A 21,288-nucleotide genomic window follows, 5' to 3' on the forward strand; every position below is an offset into this window, starting at 1 on the left:
GAAAGGGCATGTCGCATGTCAAGCCTAGCGCGCTTAGCTCGGGATTTTCGCTAACAAATGGGCGAACTCAGCCCGGGTTGCCTTTTCCTTCGGCGCGAACTGGCCGGTCGATCTGCCTTCCACGAGGCCGGCTTGAACCAGTGCCGCCACAGCGGGTTTGAAGCCGCCGGCGATTTGTGCATCGTCGGCAAAGGCTGTGGACGCCGCGCCTTGCAGCGGCTTACCCGTCTTCATCTCATAAAGCCAGCGGATGACAACTGCCAGCTCCTCCCGGGACAAAGCAGCCGATTCGTCGCCCGTGCCGAGTCCCGATCCGGTCCAGACGGAGGATGCAGACGCCTCCGGGAGCAGCTTGGAGATGGCAGCGCCGGCTTCCCTGCGGGTTACACTAGCCTGAGGCGCGAAGCGGCCCTCATCAATGGAGGTGAGGATGGCTTTGTCCGTCAAAGCCTTGATCGCCGGCTGCGCCCAGTGGGAAGCAGGCACGTCCGCATAGCCTCGAACCGTTATGCGGGCTTCCGGCTTAGCGTCAACGGTTTTCAGCTTGGAGGCGTACGCCGCCAGCAGCTCAAAATCGGTAAGCGCTTCGTTCGCGCCTACAATGGCTTTGGCATCGGTAAACATCGTGTAATTGTCACCGCCCGTGTACATAAAGCTGGACATAGCCACTTTGTACTTGGCGTCCTTTTGGATAGGCTGCCGGTTGATCGAGGCTTCCACTATCCGCGATCCAACGGGCTTGTTCGCATCGTAGACATAGGTAAGACCCGAAACCTGCAGGAAGCCCCCCGGCAGCCGATCGACACCGGCAACGCTATTCTCCAGCGCGGCAAGCAACATCTCGCCTGTTACTTCCGCCACAACGATCTTGTTGCCGAAAGGCAGGATGGCTTTTGCGTCCTTCAAAGTGAAGTCGCCTTTCTTTGCACTCGCGCGGATCCCTCCGCCGTTGGCGAACGCAATATCCGTATGGTAGTAATCGCGGTAAGCGTCCGCTATCAGATTGCCGATAGCCGTTTCCCGGAAACGAGATTCGTGATTGTCGCCGTAGGGCAGATCGTTCGCAAGGACTGCTACCTTTTTCCCGAGCTCCGTATCCAGCTTCGTCTGATAGTCCGCGGCCAGCTTCGCTAGAGCTTCCTCCTCGGCTACCGTCTCATCGGCCTTCAAAATTTCATGCGACAGCTTCACGCCGTCCTGAGCTTTGTTTAGACGGAGATGGACGATCGATCCCATGTTGCCCTGCGGAGCGAAAATGAATTTGTTCCCGGCCTCAACTTCATGGATAAATGTTTGCTCCTCCGCTTCTTCCTCGGTGAAAATCACTTGAATATCCGGAACGGCAGCCATCAGCGCTTTATCGTCGGCCACCGGCTCTTGAGTCAGAGCCATAATGATGTCGACCTTTTGCTGTTTGATTTGCTCAACGGCTTTTTTGGCCGACTCGATCACATCCCGCTGTTGAACGGAGCCGTCCTTTGTGGTCGTTTCCATGGCACTGGTGAGCCCGATCACGCCGATACGGATCCCTTGCTTTTCAATGACCGCATATTCAGGGACTTGTCCGAACGGCTTGCCGTCAGAGCCTGTCAGGTTGGAGCTGATCCAGGAAAACTTCGAGGCTTCTACCAGTTTCTTGGTATTTTCGGCACCTGCGTCGAAATCATGCTGACCGAAGTTAGCCAAATCGATGGGAATTTGGTTGAACGCTTCCACCATCGGAAATCCTTTAAATACGCCTCCGAACAAAGTGCCTCCGCCCAAATCGCCGCCGAAGGCAACGATTTTCTCGCCTTGCACACTATCCACCAGCGTTTTGATACGAGCCACACCACCACGGGTGCCAAGCTTATCACTGACCGGGCTTATCTCATGACCATCGTTAAAGTAAAGAAAGGATACCATTCTGTCGGATTCTGCGGCTTGTACATTCGGTGCGTAACTCCATAAGGGGGTCATCAGGGAAGCGGACAGCAGGGCGGCAGCGGCAGAACGTCTAAGTTTACTCATCGAGTACATCTCTCCTTTTGATCCATCTGCTAGATTTTCACATGCCATTATAATATAGACATCCCCACGGCGGTGTTAAGTTTGTATGAAGTCTCGCACCCTCACCCGGCTGGGAGAACACCCGAACTGCCTTGTAAAGGCCCGCGTAAACGAGAACAAATCCGGATAACCGACCGTCAAAGCAATCTCGGTAACCGACAGCGATGTTTCCTTTAGCAATTGAGTGGCCTTGTCGAGGCGTACATTTTGCAAATATTTCACAGGAGGGATGCCGACATGGTCGGTGAATGTTTTGGAGAAATGGGTGCGATGAATGTTCACGTAGGCTGCGATATCGTTCACGGTTATCTGTTCCGCATAGCATGTGTGGATAAAGTCAAGGCTCTTTCTCAGCCAGAAGTCCGGCGAGCGCGGCGCAGCTGTCTGTTCTTGCTCCGGCAATAGCTTGGCAAAGATGCGGAACATATAGCTGTTCCATTGAATGAGCTGCTTTCTGCCCAAGTTTTTGGGTAGTTGAATCATTTGGTGGAAGACCGATTCGAGATCCGGATCGACGACTTTGCGCTGGTATGTATTGTCATGGGTGAACCCGACCATGGTCATCAATTCGGGGACTTGGCTGCCGTTAAAGGCGAACCAGATCATTCTCAGCTTGGAATCGGACGGCGCAAGCCGATAGGTGTAGGTCGTGTTGGGAAATTTGCAGAACATATCTCCTTTGCCGAGCACGACCTCGTTGCCTCCATACAGAAACTGCAGCCGTCCTTCCCTCACAAAATGTATAGTGTAATGCCCGGTCTGGCGCGGACCGTGGCTGTAATTCGGCTTAGCGATGTTATGCCCCATATGCAGCAGGTATAGCCCGCTGTTCTTATCGAAGGAATCGGTCTCGTGAATCCACCTTTCGGCGTATTCATGCGCATATTCTTGCATGGAGGTCACCTGCCGTTCTGAATTGGCTTAATATGTAAGCGCTTAATATTCACATCATAGCGTACTTTTTCCGTTTTCGAAAGGGTCTTTACAAAAAACAAAATATATGGCTCGATTCCATAAATACCAATGCCGATTTCAAACTGATCCCTACGAATTGCCAAAAAACAGACTACCGTTTGATATTCCTAAATACCGTAAGCCTGTTGGATAATAGGTCCAGAAGCTAAATACTGGAAAGAGGAGCCCGGTTCATGAAAACAAAGCTCGCATTCGTTTGTGGAACCGTAATGACCCTGCTGGCCTTGGCGGCGTGTGGAGCCCCGAACAACGTCTCACAAGAGGGAGAAGGCAAGCCGAAGGTCAAAGACCCTGACCCGGTGACGCTGAAGCTGTTCGCGTACAATCCGATGTCGGAGTCCGACTTCAAGAAGCTGATCGCGGAGCCTGTGAAGAAGAAATACCCTTACATCACGGTCGAGCTGCTGAGCAAAAATTCGACGCAGTTCGAAAGCACCATTGCCGCCAAAGAGGATATGGATTTGATTCTCATGTGGAACGGCAGTGTTAACAGCAACAAGCAATACGGCATTTTCGAAGACATGACTCCGCATGCCCGCAAGGCCGGCTTCGACTTCGGCCGGTTCGATCCGAAAGCGATGGAAACGATCAAGGAGCTGTCGGACAAAGGCGAGATTTACGGGGTCCCGTACCAAATCCAGTTTTACGCGCTCTATTACAACAAAGATCTGTTCGACAAGTTCGGAGTTCCTTATCCGAAGGACGGCATGACGTGGGAGGATACGGTTGAGCTTACGCGCAAAATGTCCCGCATGCAGGACGGGGTGCAGTACAGCGGATTCGATACCGATACGCTGTCGAGGTTTACGTACCCGCTGTCGCTTGTCCCTGTGGATGGCAAGACCGACAAGGTGCTGGTGAACAGCGATGCTTACAAGAAAGCGTTCGAGCTGGGCAAGCAGCTGTACTCGATTCCGGATAATCCGGGCAAGCTTAGCACCGGACGGTTTACGAAGGAGAAAACGCTCGCGATGGTAGGGACGGTCAACCTGTTCGACCAGCTGGAGAAGACGCCGGACTTGAACTGGGACATGGTCCAATTCCCCAGCTACAAGGAGAAGCCGAATACGTACGGCATGTACGACCTGAATATCGTCATGATGACGAGCACGAGCAAGCATAAGGATGAGGCGATGAAGGCCATCGAGGTGTTCTTGTCCGATGAGGTTCAAACCTTGAGCTCCACGATGGGCAAGCTGTCCGCATTGACCAATCCGGAAATCCGCAAGCAGTTCGGAATCGGTCTGCCGATGCTGAAGGGGAAAAATTTGCAGGGGATTTTCAAAAGCAGCCCTGCATATGCCCCGCCGTTCTCGATGCACCATTCCAAAGGAAATGAGATTTTGAAAAAAACATTCCTGGATTACATCGGGGACAAGAAGGATGTCAATACCGCCCTGCGGGACGCGGAGGAAGAGATCACGCGATATATTAAATCCCAAGGAACCAAATGATTCGATTCAGGAGGATACATTCAGAATGAATATCTCTACATCGTTAAACGTGTTCGGAACCGATTATGAGCAGGCGATACCCGTATGCAAGGAGGCGGGCTTCCGAGCACTCGATTTCAACTATTGGGATCACCAGAAGGACGTGTTGGCCAAATCGTGGGAAGAGGAGGAGGCGTGGGCGCACCGCATTCGCGCAGCAGCGGACGAGAGCGGACTGCCGTTCACCCAGATGCACGGGCCGGTTCATGGGCGTTCATTTCGGGAGATGGTGCTGGGACTGAATGCCGAATCGTTCCTGGATATGGCGAAAAGATCGCTTAGAACAGCATCGATTCTTGGAGTGCCGTGGGTCGTGCTGCATGCGAGCGCTATTTCCGGGAATGGGGAATCGTACGGCGAGGTGAAGGAGTTTAACGTGAAGTTTTTCCGGCAGCTGTTTCCTGTGATGGAACAGACGGGCGTCGGCATTGCGCTAGAAAACTTCTATGACCGGGCAGCCCGCCCGCATACAGCACGCCGGACCTACTGTGCAATGCTGGATGAGCTTGTGGAGCTGATCGACACGCTCGATCATCCATTGGTCGGAGCTTGCCTGGACACCGGCCACGCTCATGAGCAGGGGATACATCCTAACGAAATCCGCAAGCTGGGAAAACGGCTTAAGGCTACGCATATTAACGACAATGACGGGCTGCACGATCAGCATTTGCTGCCTTACCAGGGCTCTATCGACTGGCCTGCGGTCATGAGTGCTCTTCATGATATTCAGTACGAAGGGGACTTGACTTATGAGACGCATCAGGCGATTCGGTTCCTGCCGGACGCTTTGCGGCTTGAGGGACTCAAGTATGCCGTGGCGGTGGGGAATTACCTGATTGGATTGAAAGGAGACCCGAAGGGAGCATGAAGCTGATTGCAGTGGACTTGGACGGAACGTTGCTTGGGGGCACTAGCGGCAAATATGGATTTTTGCCTGCCGGGGTGGACGCACTGCGTCAAGCGGTTGGCCGTAATAAGCTGGCAGCCATTGTAACAGGGCGGGATTTGCCGTTCATTCTCGAATTGCTGAGGCGAGAAGGGATTGTACCGGAGCAAGAAGGCTGGCCCCAGCTCATTATTTCGGAGGAGCGTCTGATCCACTATTTGGATGAGCATGGTGACTATGTGCCTGAGACCGAGTGGAATGAAGCAGTCGAACGGGCGGAGCGATCCAGGTTCGCCGACATTGTGCCTGCGGTTGCCTCCCTACTGGAGGGCAAGCTGGCCGAAGTTGACGCTGCCTCGCGGAGATGTGAAGGGGCGAAGGAAGAGGCGAGAGGCTTCGTAGAGGTGCTGTTCAGCAATGCCGATTCAGCGAGGGCGGGTGAGGCGGTACTGGCCGATTGGCTGCGCCAAAGCGGGCTGCCGTATTACACCGTGCGCAACGTCGCGGGAGTGTCCATCCGTCACTCGACGGTCGGCAAAGGACCGGTGCTGTTCCGTGCGTGCCAAATGCTCCAGGTGCCTCCGGGAGAGGCGCTCGTCATCGGTGACAGCTGCAACGATCTTTCTATGCTGGACGGCGGTTTCGGTTTCAAGGCCGCCGTTCCCGGCAATGCCGAAGAGGAGGTGAAGGCCCGCATTAGGCCGCCTCAAGGGTATATTGCAGCAGCACGGTACGGAGACGGAGTGGCGGAAGCGATTTTGTACCACATCGGTAGTTAAGTTGACTGCAGCGAAGCGGACAGGCGATGACAAAACTATGGGAGGGATCATGATGGAGGAGAACAAAGACACCGAAGTGAAGGAGAAAAGAATCAGCCGGCGGGAGGTGCTGACCGCCATTGGGATGACAGGCGCTGCAGCCGTCACCGGAGCGCTGTTGAACAATGGCGTCGCTCATGCCTTGAGCGGCCAGAAATCCGTGTCGGAAGCGGTATACGGAAGCGGGAGCTCTGCGCAGCAGCTTCTCAGTATTGGCGATGCCGACGACGTAACGTTCCTGTACGCTGCGGGCTTGACCGGCCGTACGGTCGGAGGCAAGCTGCGCGAATGGATCAGCGTCAAGGATTTCGGCGCTGCCGGCGATGGCGTCACGGACGATTCGGCGGCCTTCCAAGCGGCGATTGCCTATGCCGAGAGCAAGGCGGTAACGAATCCGGGGCCGGGCGCTACCGGAAGCAAGCTCGGCCGGGTGCAGCTGTTCGTGCCTCCGGGCTCCTACGTCATTACCCAGCCGGAGTCGCTCCTTCGCAGCAGCTATACGACGAGCACCGTCGGATTGCAAATTCAGGGCGCCGGACAAGGCGTCACTCAGATCATCTACAATCCTGCCGCCACCGGGACGTATTTGGCCAAAAACAATAACGCCTGGCTGTTCTGCGGCATTTCCGACATCGAGTTTTACTCCAACAGCTCCACTAACCATTTCATGTATTCTTATTCCACGGGTCAAGCCCAGAGCTGGACGTTCGAGAGAATCCGGTTCCGTGGCAAATGGGGCTACACGTTCCATCTGGAAGGAACGGACACGAACAGTGAGATGACCTGGCGGGAAATCGATTGGGCCGGTTACATAGCCAAAGGGGTGTATGTGCCTGCAGCAACGGGCTCGGACCAGTTTTTGAACTACAATTTTTATTCGTGCAACTTCGAGGTGCAGGAAGGGGATTTTCTGCATTTCGAGAAGGGCGGCAACATTAACGTATGGGGCGGCAGTTTCATTCATATCGGAGCGAATGCAGGCACCTTCTTCAAGCTGCTGGGCAGCACGCATTCTTACGGTGTGGAGCGGTTCTTATGTATCGGCGCCAGAATGGAGCACCGCAACGCCAACAGCAAGCTGATTTATTGCGAATGGAGCGCAGGTATCGTCTCGTTCATCAATGTCGATACGTCAAGCTCCGTACCTCTGCGCGCTGCTGCCGAGCTAGTCGCTACGTTTTACAGCAACAATACGAAAATGCCCGTTATTAAATTCGATAACTGCCGGCTGCTCGGCAAGCACGAATATATGTACAGGGTCAACAGCTTTCAATATCCGCACAATATCCGATATGAAAATTGCGAGATTAATCAGCATACGAGCCCGTCCGATTTTATCGTCTTTACGGCGGAAGGCGGAAACGGCAACGCGGGCGGGACGCCAACGATTCATTTCACGAACACGCGCGGTCAGGGGGACCCTTCGCGCAAATCATGGGAATGCGATTACGGATTCCAGAAAAGCTCATTCGGCATAACCAAAAGAACCGCGATTTCGGTGAAACGGGCGGACGGGAAGTTCCCTTATTCCGCCTCGACGACAGTCGGCTTCACTGTGCCGGTCAACGCGCGCATCGTCAACATCTGGCTGCAATCGCCGGCAGGCGCGGTCAGCTCTACAGGAGCCGCAACGTTCACCGTGCAGACGACGGAGGCGACGCCTACCGTCTTGGCTACGCTGACGGCAGCGAACCATTCCCAGGGCTTTATGCTGCAGCAGGATTTGTATTTCCGCTGCGATACGGCCGAGAAATGCAGCCTGCAGCTCGTGGCCGGCTCGAATGTAACTCAGGCGAATCCGGAAGCGGAGTGCATTGTCGAGTATATTGGTTAATCCCAGTCCTGCTTTTGATGCGACTCAAAGATAAACAACAGACCTCATTACCACTTAAGGAGCATTAGATAAGTGGCAAGGGGGTCTGTTTTGTTATTGGGCTACTTCATATTTCAATTGATTTTTCAGTTGATTCACTACTGCCTGAGCGTTACTATTCATCGCTGCTGCTGCTTTCATCGGGTCCGCCCTGCGGCAGCTGCAGCCGTTTTTTGCGAAATTCGGACGGCGTGCAGCCGTTGTACCGTTTGAAAATGCGGATAAATTGGGTGACGTTAGGAAAGCCGGATTGCAGGCCGATATCTGCAATGCTGAAGGGCTTGGTCAGCAGCAAACGTTCCGATACCTTAATGCGCCTCAGATGCAAATAATCGACGAAGGACATGCCGATGTGCTGCTGGAAATATTTGATAAAGTAATGATATTCCAAATGGACGAACGGAAGCACGTCCTGAATGCGGATCGGCTCCTTGTAGTGGCCATCCACATAATCGAGGACAGGCTGCAGCCGCAGCCAGTCTGCCGACGATATCCGTCCGGTTAACGGGAGATGGCGGATCATGAGAGCGATCAGCTGCTTGAACGCACCGCTGATCGTCAGCTCGAAACCGGCCTCCTTGCGGCTCGATTCTTCATAGATGGCCATGAGTAAACCATATATCTTCGCTTTCATGTCGGGATTCATGTTCAAAATGCGGTTTAAGCGGTCCAGCGGTTCTGACAGCTCAAGCAGGACGGGTGCATAATCTTTGGTAAACGGCTCCAGCTGTGCCGACATGTCGAATTGAAGTACGATTTGCTTGACGGCTTGCGTACGTTTGGTGCGATGGAGCCGCGACGCTCCGATGATCAGCAAATCTCGCCCGTTCATCTCATATACGGTGTCGACCGTCTCAACCTGCATCGAACCTTCCGATAGTAGCAGAACTTCCACTTCTTTGTGATAATGCCACGGGTTCCATGCCTCTGAAGGGGAGATAACAATATCCCATATTTTGTAGCGCAGCAGCGGATGGTGGTAATCGACCTGTTCGTTTCTGGCTTTCTCTTCCAAGCAGCATTCCTCCCGTCATCCATAATGACAGTTTTGTACGATTATTAGACAGTTCTGTATCTGGAGCGCACCTGCGTGCGGATTTACAATGGAAGAACAAGAAAGCGCTATCAAATTGACGAGCCCTGCCGGCTCGAAGGAGGAAGCAAAAGACGTGTTCAGATTAGGATTAATGGGCTGCGGTGCCGTTGCCGGTTACGGACATCTTCCCGCCATCACGAAATCGCCCGATTTCGAGCTTGCCGCAATTTACGAGCCGGATCCCGCTCGAACGAAAAAGCTGCAGTCGGATTACGGCGTGCCGGTGTATACGGATGTCGACGCTTTTTTTCAAGCTGGGTTCGAAGCGGTGGTCATTACGTCCCCGGCCCCGCATCATTGCCGGAACGTACTGGATGCCGCACGCTTCGGCAAGCATGTATTATGTGAAAAACCGTTGGCTGCGGATGAGTGGCAAGCGGTGGAAATGATCGAGACGATGGAGAAGCAGGGTTTGTTGTTGTTTACCGCTTTTGACTACCGGTTCAGCCCCGTCGCCTTGACGATTAAAAGGATGGTGGCGGAAGGTCTCATCGGGGAAGTACGCTCCTTGCGACTCTGCTACATTTGGAACCTTCACGGCAAGTATGCAAGCAGCGAAGCGCCGCCCTACCAGTTGAATATGCGGCGGTCGGGCCGAATGCTGGAAGGCGGGCCTATGGTGGATTGCGGCGTACACCAGATCGATCTGGCCCGGTGGTGGCTCGGCTCCGAGGTGACGAGTTATACCTCGGAAGGAGCCTGGGTCGACGAATATGAAGCCCCGGACCATATGTATCTTCATATGCAGCATGCCAGCGGCGCACACACGATGGTTGAGATCAGCTATTCTTATTGCTTTACCGCCAAAGAACCTATCTCTCATTTTACATATCAATTGGTCGGAACGGAAGGAATCATTTATTACGACCGGGAAGCGAAGCGATTCGAGATGAGAACTTCTGCGGGTACGACAACATTTCCTTTTGCCAAAGAAAAACATTTTTCCGGGATGTATGACGAGTTTGCTAAAGCGCTAGAAAGCCGTTTGCCGCAAAACATGCCCACCGGTGAAGACGGGTTGATCGCTACACGAATCGCCCGATCGGCAACGGAAGAGCTGATTCGTCGCCGTCATAATCGAATTGAACAATAAAATTGAAGGGGGAGTTCCGTGGTGAATAAGAAAACGCCGATTGCCTTGCTTTCGTTTCTTCTCGCTTCAGTGTCTGCTCTGACAGGCTGCTCGGGGAAAGAAGCGGGGATGGTCCCGAACGATACAGCACCGTCCAAGGAGGTGAAGCCGGCCGTCAGCAGCGAGCCCATGACCATTAAGATGTACCACAAGGGAGGAACGATTTCCGATGAAGAATTCAAGGCCTACTTCGTGGAACCCGTCGCCAAAAAGTATCCGAACATTACGCTTGAATTGGTCCGGGAAGGCAAAGGCAGCTCACCGGAAGAGCTTCTCACCAGCGGCACTTTCCCGGATCTGATCTATACAAGCAATCCGAGCATTCCGATCTTTCAGAATTTGGACATTATCGAGGATCTGAATCCGCTAGTCAAAAAGCACGGGCTCGACTTAAGCAAGTTTCAGCCGATAGGATTGGATATGATGAAGGGCTACGATGCGAATAAGCTGGTCGGGCTTCCGCTGTCGATGAATATGTCGGCTATGATTTATAACAAAGACATTTTCGATAAGTTCGGCGTTCCGTACCCGAAAGATATGATGTCATGGGACGATGCGATTGCGCTGGCCAAGAAGCTGACGATCACTGACGGCGGCACAAGCTATATCGGCCTCGACCCGTGGAGAGTCGAATCGGTCGGCAGCCAGATGACGCTTCCGCTCGTGGATCCGAAAACGAATAAGTCGACCATCAACAATGAAGGCTGGGCCCGCGTTCTTGACCTGTTTAAACAGGCCGTCGAAATTCCCGGGTATGTGACGAACGATAAATTCGAGTACGATTTCTTCAAAGACAACTTGGCGATGGCCCCGATGTGGGCAACGGATCTGGTAGGGAAATTAACGGACCCGGCGGCCGCCAATCTGAAGAACTGGGACCTGGTCTCGATTCCTTACGTCAAAGGATATGAAGGAAAAGGAAGAAACGTCGACGCGCACATGCTGATGATTACGAATGTGAGCAAGCATAAGGATGAAGCCTTTGCCGTTATGAAGGAAGTACTGTCCGATGAGGTGCAGATGACGATGGCCAAAGCCGGCAGAATCAGCCCGCTCAAGGACGAATCTTTCAAGAAAAATTATTTGCAGTCCAATGCGTCCTTCAGCGGTAAAAACGTGGAAGCCTTGTTTAAGCTGGCTTCAACGCCGCTTCCGCCGAGCTCGAAATATGAGAGCCAAGTCAGAACCATTGTGAGGGGAGCAAAAAAGAAGCTGGCTATTGACCGTAAAGACATCAACACGCTCATGAGGGAGCTTCAGGAAGAAGCGGACAAGTGGATCGAGTCGCATCCTTAACGGTTTTCTCCGATATAAAAAGACGGGCAGCGGAACGATCGGTTCTTGCCCGTTTTTTCTTACCACAATAGAATTTATAAGATTCCGAGGTCATCGGATGTGAAAATTCTATTTGGCGATAAAAACAACCTCTTAACGCGGTCGCTCCTCCGTTAAAGGACGTCGATAGACGTTTTTCTCATTCTGTTCGTATGAATCAGAGGGAACGTTCATGCAGACGATAATTGGAGGGAGCGACGCCTTCCTTGTTTTTGAAAGCACGGCTGAAGGTATGGATATTCGCGTAGCCCAGCTGATCGGCTATGCTTTGAATCGTGAGCCCGGTGAATTGGATTAACTGCTTCGCCTTTTCGATCCGGACCGTTTGATGGTATTGAATCGGACTCATATGGAAGGCATCCCGGAACAGCCGGGTCAAATAATATTTGCTGATATGAAATCGGGTAGACAATTCGTCGAGCGAAATATCGGTATGGGTATGTTCGGTTATGAAATGCCGCACGCTTAATAACAGCGATTGATGGGCATGGATTTGCGGTGTCTCGGACCAGTGCCGTTCCCGGATGAGGTAGGTCAGCAGCTTGAGCAGCTGGCTTTTCATTTGAAGGTGATAATAGGGAAGCCGAAGATGATATTCATGGATCAGGTCGAACAGCATTTGCTCCATTACGGCGGGATGGGTGAGCCGGATCCGGTTGGGCAGCGCGAACGGTCCCACCGATAGCAAATCAGGGCGAAACCAAGTAAGCTCCTGCTCGTTCATTTCCTCTTCCGTTATAAAAGATACCGGGATATACGGGCTATCGCTCTGCTCCACCAGATCGAAATGAATGTGAGGCTGCCTGACTCCGAGGGAGCTGTTAGAGCGGATGGAATGCCTCTGTCCGGGCTTGAACAGAAACAAGTCGCCGGGTATGCCCTCATAGGTGATGTCTTCTATGGTAATAAGCAATTGGCCTTCCTTGATATATAGCAGCTCGTAGTCCCATAACGTACGGGGACGAACGGACCAGGGACTGGAGGCGGAATGATCCCAAGCCCGCCGGACGTAAGGAGACAATATCATATCGGACATAGCAATGAACCCTCCTTTAGTGCCATTATAGCAATAATTGATAAATGAACAACGGTTTGCGCTAAATTCACGGACCGCTTCCTTCAGCTATACTTAGAGCAGAAATGAATGGAATGAGCTCAAAGCTCGGAGGAGGATGCAGGATGCATGGACCGCTCGCCAACATTGCCGCATTACAAGAAAAGGTAAGGACGAAACGCATCTCCAGCTATGATCGGACAGGCGGGAATAAAGACAAGATTACTATTGCTCCCGGTGAGACGGCGGAGCTGGCAGCCATTCAAGGAGCGGGGATTATTAAGCACATTTGGATGACGCTCAGCACCAAAGATCGTTTCATCCGGCGCAACGCCATCATTCGCATGTATTGGGATGGGGAAGACAAGCCGAGCGTCGAATCGCCGTTAGGGGACTTTTTCGGTCAAGGGTGGGGAGAGGAGTACAACTTCCAGTCGCTTCCACTGGCAGCGGCTCCGGCGCAGGGGAGAGCACTAAACTGTTATTTTCCCATGCCTTTCGGTCACGGGGCCAAGATTACGATCGAGAACGACTCCGAGCATGAGCTATCCTCGTTGTACTATTACATTGATTATGAGGCACACGAATCGATGCCTGACCATATGGGACGTTTTCACGCATGGTGGAACCGGGAGGTTACGGAGGTGCATCCGGAGGAGGGGGAGACGGAGTGGGATGTCATTGCTCCCCAAGGGATGAACGTATCGGATAAGCACAACTATTTATTTGCCGATCTGGAGGGGAAAGGACATTTTGTCGGCATTAATTATTATGTCGATAGCCCGGGGCCGATGTGGTATGGAGAAGGGGACGATATGTGGCTGATTGACGGCGAGGAATGGCCGGGCTCTCTCCACGGCACGGGGACGGAGGATTTCTTCAACAGCTCGTGGTGCCCTAACGAACTGTATTTGCACCCTTACTTCGGATATGCGCGGGTACCTAATAAGCTAGGATGGATGGGACGCACGCATTGCTACCGCTTCTTCCTTGAAGATCCGATCCACTTCGATAAGTCGCTTAGAGCCAGTATAGAGCACGGACACAATAACAACCTGGCGCTGGATATCAGCACGGTCGCCTATTGGTACCAAGCGGAGCCGCATAAACCGTTCCCGGCAATGCCGCCAAAAGAGCGCAGGGCCAACATGCCGGAGATCACCGTTCAGGACGTTCATCGCTGGCGGCACGAATGGAGACTCGCTATGGGCGGGGCGAAATCGTTATGGGGCAACGAAAGGAAGCCGAAACCGGAGTAATCTGCGGCCGAAAGCAGTTCAGGTCATCTGCGCGGGGGCGGGCAACACTCATCTGCGAAGCGCACCGAAAGGAAGGAATGGTTCGTTTTTAAAACTTCCCTTTGCAAGATCACTTGACGCTTGGCCTTGACGGGCTGGGCGGAAGTGATCTTTTTTTTCGTTCCGGTACAAGCCCCGCTTGTTTACACAAAATTGATGCTTCCTTCGGCTGCGTCATGGTATAATTCACCAAAAGCTACCGTAACGGAGGTCGGAAAACGGCGTCATGGGTTATTACTTTTCAATATGCTCCATGGAGAGGTACCAGGAGAAATATATCGAATTTCTGCTCGAGCATTATAGTCAATTGCGGCTTCCATACTCTTTCCCCGTCTCCCTCAGCTTTATCGCAAGTCCGGTGCTGATGAACAAGGAAGCTATTTTATGCTTTGATGAGGAGAACGATGAGATTGTCGGCGCGGTCGGCTTGATTTTTGGAACCGGCGAAAATCATTATCAGGATACGCACGTCGTGCAAATTCAGATTGCTTACATTGTGAAGGAGCATCGCAGCACCCGCTTGTTCCTCGAAGGGCTTCAGTTTGTAACGCAATATTTGGCTCATCTGGACGAAGGGGTCAAGGAGCTGCGTTTCTGGGCACCGGCTGACAGCACATTGCGGGAGCTGTTCGGCAAGCTGGCGAAAAGAAGCGCATCGCACGAGACCGAATTCGGAGCGTTGGACGAATATTACGGAACGTTAGCGGACTGGCAGGAATATGCGGCGAAGTTTCGGCAAATCACGTATTTTTGACCGCCGAAGTCGTGAGCACCAAGTATAGTAGGAGGTGGGCAGCCGATGCTTGTACGATTCAGACGGTGTGAAGGCGACGAGGATTTGGCGCGGTTTACGCTGTATTTTATTCGAAATCGGAATGATTTTTCCAATGATTTTACAGTACACGATACGCTGCTTCATGTTTTGGAAGAGGTCCGTGATTCCCATATTATTATGATTGAAGACGACCGGCATCATATGATTGGCTGGGGGCATTACTGTTATGTAGACGAAAACAATGAGAAAAGGCCTGACGGAGAGATTGCTTTCGTGTACTCGGTTATTTTGCAAGAGGCCTACCGCAGCAGCCGTATCTTTTGGCAGGGCTTCCGCCATATGGCCAATCAGATTGCGGCGGAGAATACCCACGTGCGGCATTTTCGATTCCATGCCCGTCAGGATAACCAGTATTTGAACCGGATGTACTCCAAATTTGCAAGGATTATTGGAAGCCGAGAAGGCGTGCATGGGACTGAAAACGTGTACTCGACGGAGATTTCTGAGCTTTATCGCTATTTGAACCGTTCATAAACGTGAAATTTGACACGAATAGCAAAATAAGGATTGACCCTCCTTTACTCTGGATGATAATGTAAGATTAACCCCATTAAAGTTAAAGGAGATGTTCATATGTATCCAGCAAAACCTGCTATTAAAGAAATTGTAAAAGGATCCGGCTTTAAGAAAATTGATATTTTGCTTAAGGCTAGTGAGCAGCTGAGAACTTCCGCTTCTGCCACTACTGCTGTAGCTGCTGCAAAGTAAGACTTTTCCGCATAACTGGAAAATGCACGGCATGGACAGGCTGATGACGATACGTTTCGTCTCGGCTTGTTTTTTGTTTCTGCAGGTCTGCAGTATAAGAAATAATTTCCGGCTGGGTCAAAATGGGTTCGGACTACGTCTAAGTTACATGAAGGTCGTATAAAAAGATAGTACTTTCAGCTTTTGAGGTTTTCATTACAATAGAGTATAACAAGGTTCGACATGCTTGCTATGGCGTCATCATGGATTCCCTTCTTGGACAGAGCGTTCGGTAAGTCAGCATGGGGAGGTACAGACATTATGCAAATCCGAAAGGTGAAAATACTAGGTTCCGGAAAATATATGCCCAAACGGGTCATCACAGCGCGGGAGATGGATGAATTGCTGGATGTTCCGGCCGGCTGGGTGGAGAAAAAATCGGACGTATTGCAGCGGCATTTCGTCGAGGATGAGACGGCTTCCCAGATGGGGGCATTCGCTGCCCAAGAAGCGTTGAAGCAGGCTGGACTGGCATTCAGCGATATCGATTGTCTCGTCTGCACGAGCGGCACCATGGAGCAGCCGATTCCAAGTACGGCTTCCTTGATTCAAAGAGCGATGGGAGAAGATCACTCCGGGGTACCGTCCTTCGATATCAATTCGACCTGCCTCAGCTTCTTGACGGGCTTCGACGTCATGTCCTATATGGTCACATCGGGAAGATACCGGCGCGTTCTGCTTGTGGCAACCGAAATTGCTTCGGTCGGATTGAACTGGGCGCACAAAGAAAGTGCGGCACTGTTCGGCGACGGAGCGGCGGCTGTCGTGATCGGACCCGCGGAGGAGCAGGAGAGCTCGCGCATTGTCTGCTCCGCGATGCAGACGTACAGCCAAGGAGCGCATTTGTCGCAAATCCGCGGCGGGGGAACGGGTGCGCACGCCCTGACCGAGCAGGAGGAGGCAGCGTTCCTGTTCGAGATGGACGGTCAAGGCATTTACAAAATGGCGTCCCGGATTCTGCCCGGCTTCGTCGCGTCCCTGCTGCAGCAGGCTTCGTGCGCGATGAAGGATATTCAACTGGTCGTCCCGCATCAAGGCAGCGCCATGGCAATGAGGCTGATCAGCCGCAAACTGGGCATATCGCAGGAGCAGCTTATGTTCATTACGCCGACGCATGGCAACACGATTGCCGCGTCCATTCCGATGGGGCTGCACGAAGCGATCAGGGAGCGGCGGATCGATAGGGGCTCAAGGGTGCTGCTGCTCGGAACGTCCGCAGGATTATCCGTCGGAGGGATGATCCTTGACTACTGAGGCGAGCCGGGATGAAGTGAGCGGGAGCAAGCGCGTTTTGCTCACCGGAGGCAGGGCGCCGGCGGCATTGGAGCTGGCCCGGCTGCTGGCGGCGGGAGGGCACGAGGTGTATATGGCCGAGAGCTGCCCGGAGCAGCTGTGCCGGCAGGCTAAGGATGTTCGGCGCAGTTACATCGTGCCCGAGCCAGCAGCCAATCCCAGGGCCTATGTGGATGCCCTGCTGCAAATCGTTCAAGCCGAGCGGATCGATTGGCTGGTGCCTACCTGCGAGGAGCTGTTTTATGTGGCGAGCGGGCTGGAGACGCTGAGCATCCATTGCCATGTCTTCACGGAACCGCTCGATAAGCTGCGCCGTCTGCACAGCAAATGGGAGTTTATCCAGCTGGTGCTGCGGCTGGGCTTCACAGCTCCGCCGACGTATTTGCTCACATCGCGTGAGGACGGCATCGAATTTATGAAGCGGGCGGAACGGCAAGCCGCCTCGACGGACGGAGCTTCAGGGAATGGGGGCACCCGCTGGGTGCTCAAACCGGTGTTTTCGAGATTTTCCAGCAAGGTCGTCATCACGGAGGCGCAAGGCAAAAAGGCTTTGTCTGCTGCGCTGCTGGATCGGCTTGACGCTTCCGAGGCTGTCCCATGGGTTGCCCAGCAATATGTTGCCGGGCAGGCCTTTTGCAGCTATAGTGTGGCGCATCAAGGACGGATTGCGGCCCATGCGGTCTATCCGGTCCGTTTTACAGCGGGACGGGGCGCTTGCATCAGCTTCGAGCCCGTCTCGCATCCGGGGATTGATCGATGGGTGGAGCGGTTTGTGCAGGCGGAGCGGTTCACGGGGCAAATCGCTTTCGACTTTATCGTTGATGAGGCGGGAGATATTTACCCGCTGGAATGCAACCCGAGAGCGACGAGCGGGATTCATCTGTTTCGGCCGGAGGACCGGTTGGATACGGCTTTTTTCCCGGAGCTTACGGAAGCGAAGCCGCCCATTGTGCCGCAACCATCTCGGAAGGCTATGATTTCCGTTGCGATGCTGGTTTATGGTATATTCGGGATTCGCTCGCGGGAGCGGCTGAAGCAATGGACGCAATATGTCGTACAAGGCCAAGATGCGGTGTACCGGTCGAACGATAGGAAGCCCTTCCGGCAGCAGTTTCGGCTGCTGTACTGGAACTGGAGAAAAGGCGTGCGCCGGCGAATCTCTATAATGGAAGCATCGACGCACGATATCGAGTGGAACGGCGGTGAACTGAAATGAAGGTGCTGGTCACCGGAGCGACGGGTTTTCTCGGCCGGCATCTCGCGCTTGCTTTGCATAAGCAGGGCCACGAGGTGACGGCAGCGGGAAGAAACGATACCATTGGCGAGGAACTAAGGCAGGAGGGCATTTCGTTCCTCCCATGCCATCTGGAGGATACGATAAGAACGGAGCAGAGCTGCGCCGGGCAGGACATGGTGTTCCATTGCGGAGCCATGTCGTCGCTGTGGGGCAGCTATCACGATTTTTACGACAGCAATGTGACGGGGACGCGCAACATCGTTCGAGGTTGCCTGGCCCACGACGTGCAGCGTCTTATTTATGTATCCACGCCGAGCATTTATTTCGACTATACCGATCGTACGAATATACGCGAGTCGGCCCCGCTGCCCCGGAAGGCGGCGAATCTGTATGCGGAGACGAAACGGCTCGCGGAGCTGGAGATCGATAAAGCCTTTGTGAACGAAGGGCTTCCGGTCATTACGCTGCGCCCGCGTGCGATCTTCGGTCCAGGAGATCCGGCGATTGTCCCGCGATTAATCGAGGCGAACCGGCGGGGCAAGCTGCCGCTTATTAACGGCGGGCAGGTGGTTATCGATTTGACTTATATCGATAATTTGGTCGATGCGCTCTTATTGTGCATGACGGCTCCGGAATCGGTGTTCGGGCGGAAGTACAATATTACGAACGGGGAGCCGGTACGTTTTATCGATGTGCTGCAACACCTGTTCGAGCAGCTGGGAGAGCCGATGAGAGCGAAGCGCATTCCTTATGCAGCCGCCTATACCGTCGCTTCGATAATGGAAGGCGTGGCCCGTATGACCGGCAGTGTGAAAGAGCCTCTGCTTACCCGCTACTCCGTCGGTTTGCTTGGCAAAACGCAGACGCTCGACATCTCGGCTGCGAGAGAACAGCTTGGATATGCTCCGCGACGTACGATCAGAGAAGGGATTGACTTGTATGTCGACTGGTACAAGCAGCAGTAAAGTACATACACGGTGTACCGTGCTCTCGGGAGGCTACTGCACGCACAAGGAATGGGTTACGATCCAGGGGGGAAGCAGCCGGACGGTACCGTTTCCTGCGCTGTTCGCGCTGATCGAGCATCCTCGCTTCGGCCCTGTCTTGTTCGATACCGGGTATACGGAACGTTTTTTTCAGGAGACGGTACGCCTGCCTTATTCGTTATACCGCAGGATGACGCCGGTTTACTATACACCGCAAGACAGCGCGGCTTATCAGCTGCGGCAAAGGGGGATCGAACCGGAGGATGTGCGGATCATTATTTTGTCGCACTTCCACGCCGATCATATCGCGGGCGTACGGGATTTTCCCAACGCCGCTTTCGTCTATTTGCAGGAAGCTTACGATGCGGTACGCTTCCGTTCAGGCTGGAGCGCAGTGCTCGCCGGTTATTTGCCCGGGCTGCTGCCGGACGATTTCGAGACCCGTTCCCGGCCTATAGACGAGAGCCGTCTGGCGGAGCTTCCGCCGGATTTTCCATTCAGGCGGGGGATGGATCTGTTCGGCGACGGCAGCGTCATTGCCGTCGATGTGCCTGGCCACGCCGCAGGCCAGATCGGCATCCTGCTGTCGACCGGGAGCGGCTACATTTTCCTGTGCGCGGACGCCGTTTGGAGCAGCCGTGCCTTTCGCGAACGGCGGCCGCCTCATTGGCTGGCCGGCATTATTATGTCGAGCCGCAGCGAATACATGAAGAGCTTCGATAATATTGTTCAAGTCCATAAGCGGTATCCGGAGCTGCAGATTATTCCGTCGCATTGCAGCGAAGTATGGGGATCGCTTGCTCAAGGCGGTGATGACGGCACATGATCGGGAAGCTGATCTTGATCTGGTATTATCTCTTGACCCGGTGGCGTTCTAGAACGGCAGCGTCCCGGGAGGTAGTGGAGCGCCGGCAGGAGCGGCGCATCCGGCGCCATCTTCGGTTCGTGCGCAAGCGCTCGGCCTTTTATAGGGAGCACTGGGGCGAGCTATCCGATGCGCAGTGGCGGCAGTTTCCGATCATCGAGAAGCTGGAGATGATGGAGCAGTTCGACCGGCTGAACACGGCCGGTGTGGGCAAGGACGAGGCCTTTGCGCTGGCGCTTGCGGCCGAGCAAAGCCGAGACTTCACCCCGACGATCGGCTCGGTTACGGTCGGGCTGTCGTCGGGAACCTCCGGCAACCGCGGACTGTTTCTCGTCAGCGGGCGCGAGAGGATGGCATGGGCCGGCATCATGCTGGCCAAGGTGCTGCCCCGCTCGCTGCTTCATGCGGAGCGGGTCGCTTTTTTCCTGCGTGCCGACAGCAACCTGTACGGCAGCGTGGGCAGCCGCAGGCTGCAGTTCGCGTTCTACGATATGCTCCAGCCTCTGGCTGAGCATATCGTGAACTTGAACCGGCAGCAGCCTACGATCGTGGCTGCGCCGCCTTCGATGCTGCGCGCTCTGGCGGAGGCGCAGCAGGACGGGCGGCTGCGGCTCGGGCCCCGGCCGCGCAGGATCATCTCGGTCGCCGAGGTGCTCGATCCGCTGGATCGCGTCACGATTGAGGCGGCCTTCGGGCAATCCGTACATCAAATTTATCAATGTACGGAAGGGTTTATCGCAAGCACATGCAAGTATGGTACACTGCATGTGAACGAGGATATTGTCGTCGTCCAGAAGGAAGTCTTGGACGACGGCTTGCGCAAGTTCGTGCCGATCGTCACGGACTTGTCGCGGACGACGCAGCCGATTGTACGGTATCGGCTGAACGATATTTTGACCGAGCGGGCGGAGCCCTGCCCGTGTGGCTCGGCGTATATGGCCCTTGAGCGTATTGAAGGGCGGTGTGACGATCTGTTTTATTTTCACAGCTTGGCGGATCGGCAGCTGGTTCTGGTCTATCCCGACTTTATTACCCGGGTGATCATATCGTCGGCTCCGGACGTGGCGGAGTATAAGGTTGTACAGCACGCTCCGGCTGCTGTGGAGGTTTCGATCCGGCTAAAGCAGGAGCAACAGCAAGGGCATGCGATTAGTTCTTCGAGAGAGAAGGTACAGCGGCAAATTTTCGATTCGATTCAACAATTATGCGATAAGTTAGGTTGTGAGGCGCCGCACTTGGAGTTTAGCGAGCTTCATCATGAACCGGGTCTCAGGAAGCTGCGGCGGGTGGAAAGACGTTTTCAACCTTAACGAAAG

19 protein-coding genes are annotated in these 21,288 nt (G+C 53.8%); 15 read left to right on the plus strand and 4 right to left on the minus strand.

Features of this window, described 5'->3' with window-relative positions:
- Nucleotides 1–33 precede the first annotated feature (33 nt).
- Both DVH26_RS04940 and DVH26_RS04945 read right to left on the minus strand, forming a co-directional pair.
- On the minus strand, nt 34–2,010 hold the full coding sequence (locus tag DVH26_RS04940; protein WP_239631754.1) for a 5'-nucleotidase C-terminal domain-containing protein: 1,977 nt from the start codon (nt 2,008–2,010) through the stop codon (nt 34–36).
- Nucleotides 2,011–2,085: 75 nt separating this feature from the next.
- Nucleotides 2,086–2,943, minus strand: a complete 858-nt coding sequence (locus DVH26_RS04945) for an AraC family transcriptional regulator (protein ID WP_239631757.1) — start codon at nt 2,941–2,943, stop codon at nt 2,086–2,088.
- Nucleotides 2,944–3,197: 254 nt separating this feature from the next.
- Here DVH26_RS04945 and DVH26_RS04950 point away from each other — a divergent pair, with 254 nt between their 5' ends.
- From DVH26_RS04950 to DVH26_RS04965, 4 genes are read left to right on the plus strand one after another with little or no spacing between them, the layout of a single operon-like run.
- Nucleotides 3,198–4,478, plus strand: coding sequence for an ABC transporter substrate-binding protein (locus DVH26_RS04950; protein ID WP_239631759.1), 1,281 nt, complete (start codon nt 3,198–3,200; stop codon nt 4,476–4,478).
- Between the two features lie 25 nt (nt 4,479–4,503).
- Entirely contained in the window at nt 4,504–5,385 is an 882-nt protein-coding gene (locus DVH26_RS04955) for a sugar phosphate isomerase/epimerase family protein (RefSeq protein WP_239631761.1), read from the plus strand.
- Nucleotides 5,382–6,182, plus strand: coding sequence for an HAD family hydrolase (locus DVH26_RS04960; RefSeq protein ID WP_239631764.1), 801 nt, complete (start codon nt 5,382–5,384; stop codon nt 6,180–6,182). Before DVH26_RS04955 ends, DVH26_RS04960 begins: the two co-directional genes overlap by 4 nt.
- A gap of 49 nt (nt 6,183–6,231) precedes the next feature.
- Entirely contained in the window at nt 6,232–8,055 is a 1,824-nt protein-coding gene (locus DVH26_RS04965; protein ID WP_239631766.1) for a glycoside hydrolase family 55 protein, read from the plus strand.
- Nucleotides 8,056–8,209: 154 nt separating this feature from the next.
- Here DVH26_RS04965 and DVH26_RS04970 read toward each other — a convergent pair whose 3' ends face one another.
- Complete coding sequence (locus DVH26_RS04970; RefSeq protein ID WP_239631769.1) at nt 8,210–9,109, minus strand: AraC family transcriptional regulator; 900 nt, start codon at nt 9,107–9,109, stop codon at nt 8,210–8,212.
- A 154-nt stretch (nt 9,110–9,263) separates the two neighbouring features.
- Here DVH26_RS04970 and DVH26_RS04975 point away from each other — a divergent pair, with 154 nt between their 5' ends.
- Entirely contained in the window at nt 9,264–10,283 is a 1,020-nt protein-coding gene (locus tag DVH26_RS04975) for a Gfo/Idh/MocA family protein (protein ID WP_239631771.1), read from the plus strand.
- Nucleotides 10,284–10,304: 21 nt separating this feature from the next.
- The gene (locus DVH26_RS04980) at nt 10,305–11,618 is read left to right on the plus strand and encodes an ABC transporter substrate-binding protein (protein WP_239631774.1); all 1,314 of its coding nucleotides are present in this window, start codon (nt 10,305–10,307) and stop codon (nt 11,616–11,618) included.
- Between the two features lie 196 nt (nt 11,619–11,814).
- Here the strand turns inward: DVH26_RS04980 and DVH26_RS04985 are convergent, their stop codons facing one another.
- Nucleotides 11,815–12,693 carry an AraC family transcriptional regulator gene (locus DVH26_RS04985; protein WP_239631776.1) on the minus strand — a complete coding sequence of 293 codons (879 nt, stop codon included), beginning with the start codon at nt 12,691–12,693 and terminating at the stop codon, nt 11,815–11,817.
- A 143-nt stretch (nt 12,694–12,836) separates the two neighbouring features.
- On the opposite strand from DVH26_RS04985, the gene DVH26_RS04990 reads away from it, so the two are divergent.
- The 9 genes from DVH26_RS04990 (at nt 12,837) to DVH26_RS05025 (ending at nt 21,282) form a co-directional block, all read left to right on the plus strand.
- Nucleotides 12,837–13,970: a glycoside hydrolase family 172 protein gene (locus tag DVH26_RS04990; protein WP_239631779.1), complete on the plus strand. Its 1,134-nt coding sequence runs from the start codon at nt 12,837–12,839 to the stop codon at nt 13,968–13,970.
- Between the two features lie 265 nt (nt 13,971–14,235).
- Nucleotides 14,236–14,763: a hypothetical protein gene (locus DVH26_RS04995; RefSeq protein ID WP_239631781.1), complete on the plus strand. Its 528-nt coding sequence runs from the start codon at nt 14,236–14,238 to the stop codon at nt 14,761–14,763.
- 45 nt (nt 14,764–14,808) lie between these two features.
- Nucleotides 14,809–15,318, plus strand: a complete 510-nt coding sequence (locus DVH26_RS05000; protein WP_239631784.1) for a GNAT family N-acetyltransferase — start codon at nt 14,809–14,811, stop codon at nt 15,316–15,318.
- Nucleotides 15,319–15,417: 99 nt separating this feature from the next.
- Nucleotides 15,418–15,552, plus strand: coding sequence for a hypothetical protein (locus tag DVH26_RS37040; protein ID WP_275590450.1), 135 nt, complete (start codon nt 15,418–15,420; stop codon nt 15,550–15,552).
- Nucleotides 15,553–15,852: 300 nt separating this feature from the next.
- Complete coding sequence (locus DVH26_RS05005) at nt 15,853–16,845, plus strand: beta-ketoacyl-ACP synthase III (RefSeq protein WP_239631786.1); 993 nt, start codon at nt 15,853–15,855, stop codon at nt 16,843–16,845.
- Nucleotides 16,835–18,100 (plus strand): ATP-grasp domain-containing protein, encoded by a 1,266-nt coding sequence (locus tag DVH26_RS05010; protein WP_239631788.1) that lies wholly within the window; start codon nt 16,835–16,837, stop codon nt 18,098–18,100. The genes DVH26_RS05005 and DVH26_RS05010 overlap by 11 nt, the downstream gene beginning before the upstream one ends.
- Nucleotides 18,097–19,086, plus strand: coding sequence for an NAD-dependent epimerase/dehydratase family protein (locus DVH26_RS05015; protein ID WP_239631790.1), 990 nt, complete (start codon nt 18,097–18,099; stop codon nt 19,084–19,086). Before DVH26_RS05010 ends, DVH26_RS05015 begins: the two co-directional genes overlap by 4 nt.
- Complete coding sequence (locus tag DVH26_RS05020; protein ID WP_239631792.1) at nt 19,061–19,933, plus strand: MBL fold metallo-hydrolase; 873 nt, start codon at nt 19,061–19,063, stop codon at nt 19,931–19,933. Before DVH26_RS05015 ends, DVH26_RS05020 begins: the two co-directional genes overlap by 26 nt.
- Nucleotides 19,930–21,282: a F390 synthetase-related protein gene (locus tag DVH26_RS05025; RefSeq protein WP_239631795.1), complete on the plus strand. Its 1,353-nt coding sequence runs from the start codon at nt 19,930–19,932 to the stop codon at nt 21,280–21,282. The genes DVH26_RS05020 and DVH26_RS05025 overlap by 4 nt, the downstream gene beginning before the upstream one ends.
- The last annotated feature ends 6 nt before the right edge of the window (nt 21,283–21,288 follow it).

Origin of the sequence: Paenibacillus sp. H1-7 (assembly GCF_022354825.1) — a bacterium.
Taxonomy (GTDB): Bacteria; Bacillota; Bacilli; order Paenibacillales; family NBRC-103111; genus Paenibacillus_S.